Source organism: Propionivibrio sp., assembly GCF_049316945.1.
Classification (GTDB): Bacteria; Pseudomonadota; Gammaproteobacteria; order Burkholderiales; family Rhodocyclaceae; genus Propionivibrio.
Genome location: NZ_JBMOJE010000216.1, coordinates 1 through 4839, shown reverse-complemented (window position 1 = coordinate 4839; position 4839 = coordinate 1). Strand labels below are relative to the sequence as shown.

The 4839-nt window shown below is 51.7% G+C and carries 6 protein-coding genes; all 6 read left to right on the top strand.

Features of this window, described 5'->3' with window-relative positions; genetic code table 11:
* The coding region (locus tag ACOYNV_RS25615; protein WP_422902645.1) for a hypothetical protein at window positions 1-822 on the top strand (822 nt) is incomplete at its 5' end.
* Between the two features lie 2 nt (window positions 823-824).
* Window positions 825-1421 carry a hypothetical protein gene (locus tag ACOYNV_RS25610; RefSeq protein WP_422902644.1) on the top strand — a complete coding sequence of 199 codons (597 nt, stop codon included), beginning with the start codon at window positions 825-827 and terminating at the stop codon, window positions 1419-1421.
* A complete protein-coding gene (locus ACOYNV_RS25605) occupies window positions 1421-2542 on the top strand; it encodes a baseplate J/gp47 family protein (protein WP_422902643.1) in 1122 nt (373 codons plus the stop codon). The genes ACOYNV_RS25610 and ACOYNV_RS25605 overlap by 1 nt, the downstream gene beginning before the upstream one ends.
* The gene (locus ACOYNV_RS25600; RefSeq protein WP_422902642.1) at window positions 2542-3906 is read left to right on the top strand and encodes a hypothetical protein; all 1365 of its coding nucleotides are present in this window, start codon (window positions 2542-2544) and stop codon (window positions 3904-3906) included. The genes ACOYNV_RS25605 and ACOYNV_RS25600 overlap by 1 nt, the downstream gene beginning before the upstream one ends.
* Window positions 3907-3951: 45 nt before the next feature.
* Window positions 3952-4395: a hypothetical protein gene (locus ACOYNV_RS25595; RefSeq protein ID WP_422902641.1), complete on the top strand. Its 444-nt coding sequence runs from the start codon at window positions 3952-3954 to the stop codon at window positions 4393-4395.
* Window positions 4377-4839, top strand: a 463-nt coding sequence (locus tag ACOYNV_RS25590) for a hypothetical protein (RefSeq protein WP_422902640.1), incomplete at its 3' end; no start/stop codon positions are given. The genes ACOYNV_RS25595 and ACOYNV_RS25590, both read left to right, overlap by 19 nt.

Sequence of the window (4839 nt, the reverse complement as noted above, 5' to 3'; positions counted from 1 at the left end):
TGCGGAGCTAAAATATGTCATCGGGGTTTGCCGAGGTTTCATGCGTCAATGCTGGAATCCGGAGCCCTTGGCGCCGAAGAAAAGAAAGCGTCCGCACTCGCCAGCCTTGGCGCCTCGGTCACAAAACTTGATTCCTTTGGGCAAACCCTGAAGTCAATAACCGGCGTACTTGGTACCATAAAAGAAGCTATCGGAAAGTTTGTCGCGCTGACGGCTCAAATCGCCCGTGCGGTTATCTCGGCCGTAAAAGGAATTGTAGGTGTCGTCAAAGGGGTTGTTGGCGAACTGATCGGAATCGCTCAGAACATCATGCGCGCCGGCATGAACATCGCCCTGACTATTGCTGCGATTATGACCTTGCCGCAGCAGATAAAAGCGGAGTTTCAGAATCTGGCGAGCGCTTACACCAGCATGATGTGTGTTCTGACAAACATATTCAAAAAACGTCGGTTCCTCCCTGATTACAACATCAACGGCACCGGCAACTGTGCCAGCACATCGGGCGGCAGTGGTGTTTCATCTTATGTGTCGTCAAATACCTTTGCCGCGATCCTGACTGAAGATAAGTCGGCCACTTCGGTTACGACTGCTGGTGCAGAGGCGATCACTTACGGGGTCAATATGGACCCAACAACGGAAACAATGGCCGGCGCTGGGAACTGCGCAGGCGCGATATGCGGCGGCGTGACGGTCGATTCGACGGCGGTTTCTTCGTACAAGTCCAAATCAAACAATCTTGAGTACCCTACGGCGGATCAGTATGCCGCCTCATGGCCGGGCAAGGATTGGGGCGCGCCCATGCCTGAAGGCTGGACGGGCTAATCATGGCTGAAATCACTGTCCGCTACGTCGAGACGAACTACGGCGACACGCTGCAGGCCATTGCCCTGCGCGAGCTTGGAAATTCAGACCGCTGGCTTGATCTGGTCTGGCTCAATGACCTTTTGCCGCCGTTCATTACTGATGATCCAACACTGGCCGGGCCGCGCGTCCTGCTCTCGGGCGCAAAAATCGCCTTGCCGATGGCTGAGTCCGGAATCAGCCCGGATGAGCTTGAAACTTTCGGCATTGATGTAGCCCTCGACAAAACCGGCGCGCTCGCCGTGGCGGATGGCGACTGGCAGCTTGAGTCCGGATTTCAGAACCTGAAATACGCTCTTGGCCGCCGGATTGTTACCGAGAAGCGTATCCGTGGCTTTACCCCGGAATATGGGTGCTGGGTAAGCCTGTTACGCGGCGATAAGCTGGGCTCGGCACAACTGGCGCTGGCCGCCTTTTACGTCAAGTCGGCGCTGCTTGAAGACGACCGGGTAAAAGACGTTCTTTCCTGCATTGCCGTAGCGGATGGCGATGCGATCAAAATCAGCGCGACCGTCCAGCCGATTGATGGCAAGGATTTGAGCTTGGAGGTTTCAATTTAATGGCTTTTCAGACGAAGAACTTTGTAACAATTCTGCTTGGCCTAATAAATCGCGCCAAAGCGACACAATCGAAAATCACTGACTTTCGCATTGGCTCTGTTGCGCGCACGCTGTTTGAATCGCCAGCAGCAGAAATTGACGAGCTTTACCAGCAAATGTTCATCGGCCTGAAAGAGTCGATTCCGGTTGCCATCTACAACTCATTCAGTTTTGACCGGCTGGCCGCAACATCGTCAACCGGTTATATCCGGGTCAGCATCACTACCTCCGCGAGCGTGACGCTTATCAGCGCCGGAACCGTGTTCAAATCAGTCTTTGTCGGCGGAACATTTACCACTTCGGCCGACTTGATCATTGCGGCAGGCTCGTCCTATATTGACTGCCTTGTCACCGCCAGCGTTCCGGGGATTGTTGGTAACGTAGTTGCTGGCGAGAATTTCAAGCTACAGCCTTCTCTTCCCGGAATGATTGGCGCAGTTTCCCTGTCGGAATTTACATCTGGGAAAGATATTGAGACGGATAGCCAGCGAAAATCACGCTTCGCAAATTACATAATGACTATCAATCGAGGGACAGTAGCAGCGCTGCACTACGGGCTTAGTATGGCCTCGGTAACTGATTCTAAGGGATCAGTAATAGAGAAAGCGCTCTACACGAAGATTATTGAGCCGTGGCTTACCGACGCGCAGCAACCAGTTGGGCATGCAAATGCCTATATCCATAATGGCGTTACCGGCGCCTCGGCAAGTCTTCTTGAGGATGCGCAAAAGCGTATTGATGGATATTACGACACGGCAGGAATTGCGGTGCCGGGATGGAAGGCGGCAGGAGTAAGGGTAGTCGTTATCGCAGCAAGCAATATAACGGTCAACGTAACTGGAACAGTAACGGTAACAGCAGGGTTTGCATCGACTTCGGTTATGGCGGAAGTTCAATCGGCGGTAGGTAACTATATTGGCGCGCTGAATATTGGTTCCGATGCGCTGGTAGCCGAAATAATTTCGTCAGTCATGTCGGTATCTGGAGTGGAAAATGTCGCCATTGCCTTTCCGACTGTTGACGTTTTAATTACCAATACGCAAAAAGCCTCAGTTGGAACATTCGCATTGAGCGCTGTCTGATGACCCTATTTGAAAAACTGCTGGGCTATATTCACTACCCGGTCTTTGACAAAGACCCCCGCAGCATTCTTGCCCTGCGCATTCGCCACCGGTCTGATTCTTTCCGCTGGTCAATAGCTTCACGGGTATTAACCGGATTCGACGCTGACAACCTGTTGTTCTCAGTAGCGCTTGATGACTACACGCTGCGCACGCTGGCCGATCACCTACTGACGATTGATGGTGTAGCAGTAAGTGACGTGGCGGAATCGGAGAGCCTTTTAGCCTCTGCCGCAACGTTAATATCCGGATCAGGGTATCAATCCAAAAGCGATGGGGACGCCGTTTATGCTTACACCTCTATGCTATGGATGTACTTAGACGCTCTAGCGTGTGAGCTTTCCGAAGCCAAATCGGCGATCTTGGCGATGGTCGGTCAGATGTCAATCAAATCGTCTGAAGATTACTGGCTGGATGAGTGGGGTGGATATTTCGGGGTTGCTCGCCAAAATGGCGAATCGGACTCTTTGTATTCCGAGAGAATTATATTCGAGACAATTCGATCTCGCGGAAATAACAAATCAATTGAAATAGCACTGAAGTCCGCATTCAAATATCCAGCGCAAATTATTGACGCACCAATGGCGACCATTACAACCTATTGGCTCGCGGACGGAAGCGTTGAGGCAGACGGCCAAAAAATGGCCGGTCCTGCCCAGATGAAATATTACGGCGAATTTGACGCAAAAGTCGGCTTTGATCTGATGTCCGCAGATTCAATTTCTGAACTAATGGACAAAATACGAGGGGTTATCAATAACTTTCGTGATGCAGGGACAAGGCTGCGCCATGTAGCTATTGAGGGAGGGGTTGAGGATTCCGCCATTTCTGGAAGTGACGCTTCGGCAATTTCCCCGGCCATAGATTTCGGCATTGATTTGTTCCCACCGATCAGGCTGCTTGCGGACGGGTCTGTAGTCGCAGCAGGTGTCGTGAGAAATTACTGCGATGGGTCAATAGTTGCCAATGGATCAACAAGCGCCTCCGGGCTTGGAATCAACGTAACGGCGAACCGTGCGGACATAGGGGTTGACCCGATGGGCATGTCGGCAAGATTTGACATGATGGACAAGATTGAATCCCCTATTTTTGCAGACGGATTTGTTTTAGCAGACGGGGTGTTTTTTGCTACAGGTGTTCGAGACGCTGGGATTGATGACGCCTTCATTACGGTCCGATCATCAGCGACAGCTAATGGTCGGCATACAGTCGGCGAAGGATTCCCGATTGCGTCCGGTGGATGGAAGGCAAATGGTTACACGACTTGCGGGAGCGCAGGAATTTACGCAGGGAAAGCATCCGAGAATAATTTCAGGCTCATTTAGTCGTGACCGTATTCTGGACAACATCCGCAGGCATGAAGGCTACCTATGAAAATAAGTGATAAATCAAATCCGCCAAGGGGCGTATTCACCCTCTTGACGTACCGTGGCAAGGAGTTGGTTGACGAGTACGTTGACGACAATCTGATCGTTAGCAGGGGGAGGACGAATGTTGTCAGGCTCCTTGGTGGTGACGGCTCCGGATTGAACGTGGCGAATATTGGTTTTGGAACCAATGGCTATGCAGCCTCGCCCGGAAACACGGCCCTTTCCAATGCTTTTGTAAAGAGTCTCGATGGTCACAGCTATCCAGACGAATTTTCCGTTCTCTTTACTTTTTCGCTTGGCTCCGGTGAGGCGAACGGGATGCAGATTTCAGAATTCGGTCTTCTCACTTCGTCTGGGTTATTGCACGCAAGGAAAGTCCGTGGCGGTGTTCTTGTTAAGGATTCCGACCTGTCCCTGACGGGAACTTGGAAACTAATCTATTAAGGAGTGGTATGTCGAATATTACTGAATCAGCCGTCTGGGAAGCCGGCGTATATAAAATTGAAACTGGCGATTATTTGCTGGGCGGAACAGGCGGAACGCTGAATGTTCAACCATCGCAGCTTGCTAACCGAACCGCCTATCTGAAGTCCAGAGCCGATCAAGTTGATAACGCCGCGTCTGGATTCGGATCGCTTGATGCGCGACTTGATGGAATTGAGGCAACAGCAGCATCGCTCGGCCCGGACATGCAAAACATGAGCGTGGCATCGATCATGTTCGCGCTCGACCAATCCGCTCTAGCCAACCGGAGTATCAATGTGCTGCGCAAGCAAGCGCAACAGGAAGGCGAATTTACCGTCCTGAACAAAGGCATAAAATCCGGCTGTGCCGCGACAAAATCAACAACTGCCGCGCGTAACTTGAGCTTGTCTGCCGGGGCGTGTT

Coding starts and splice junctions, on each gene's coding strand:
- ACOYNV_RS25610 (WP_422902644.1), top strand. CDS start 825: ATGGCTGAAATCACTGTCCGCTACGTCGAGACGAACTACGGCGACACG.
- ACOYNV_RS25605 (WP_422902643.1), top strand. CDS start 1,421: ATGGCTTTTCAGACGAAGAACTTTGTAACAATTCTGCTTGGCCTAATA.
- ACOYNV_RS25595 (WP_422902641.1), top strand. CDS start 3,952: ATGAAAATAAGTGATAAATCAAATCCGCCAAGGGGCGTATTCACCCTC.
- ACOYNV_RS25600 (WP_422902642.1), top strand. CDS start 2,542: ATGACCCTATTTGAAAAACTGCTGGGCTATATTCACTACCCGGTCTTT.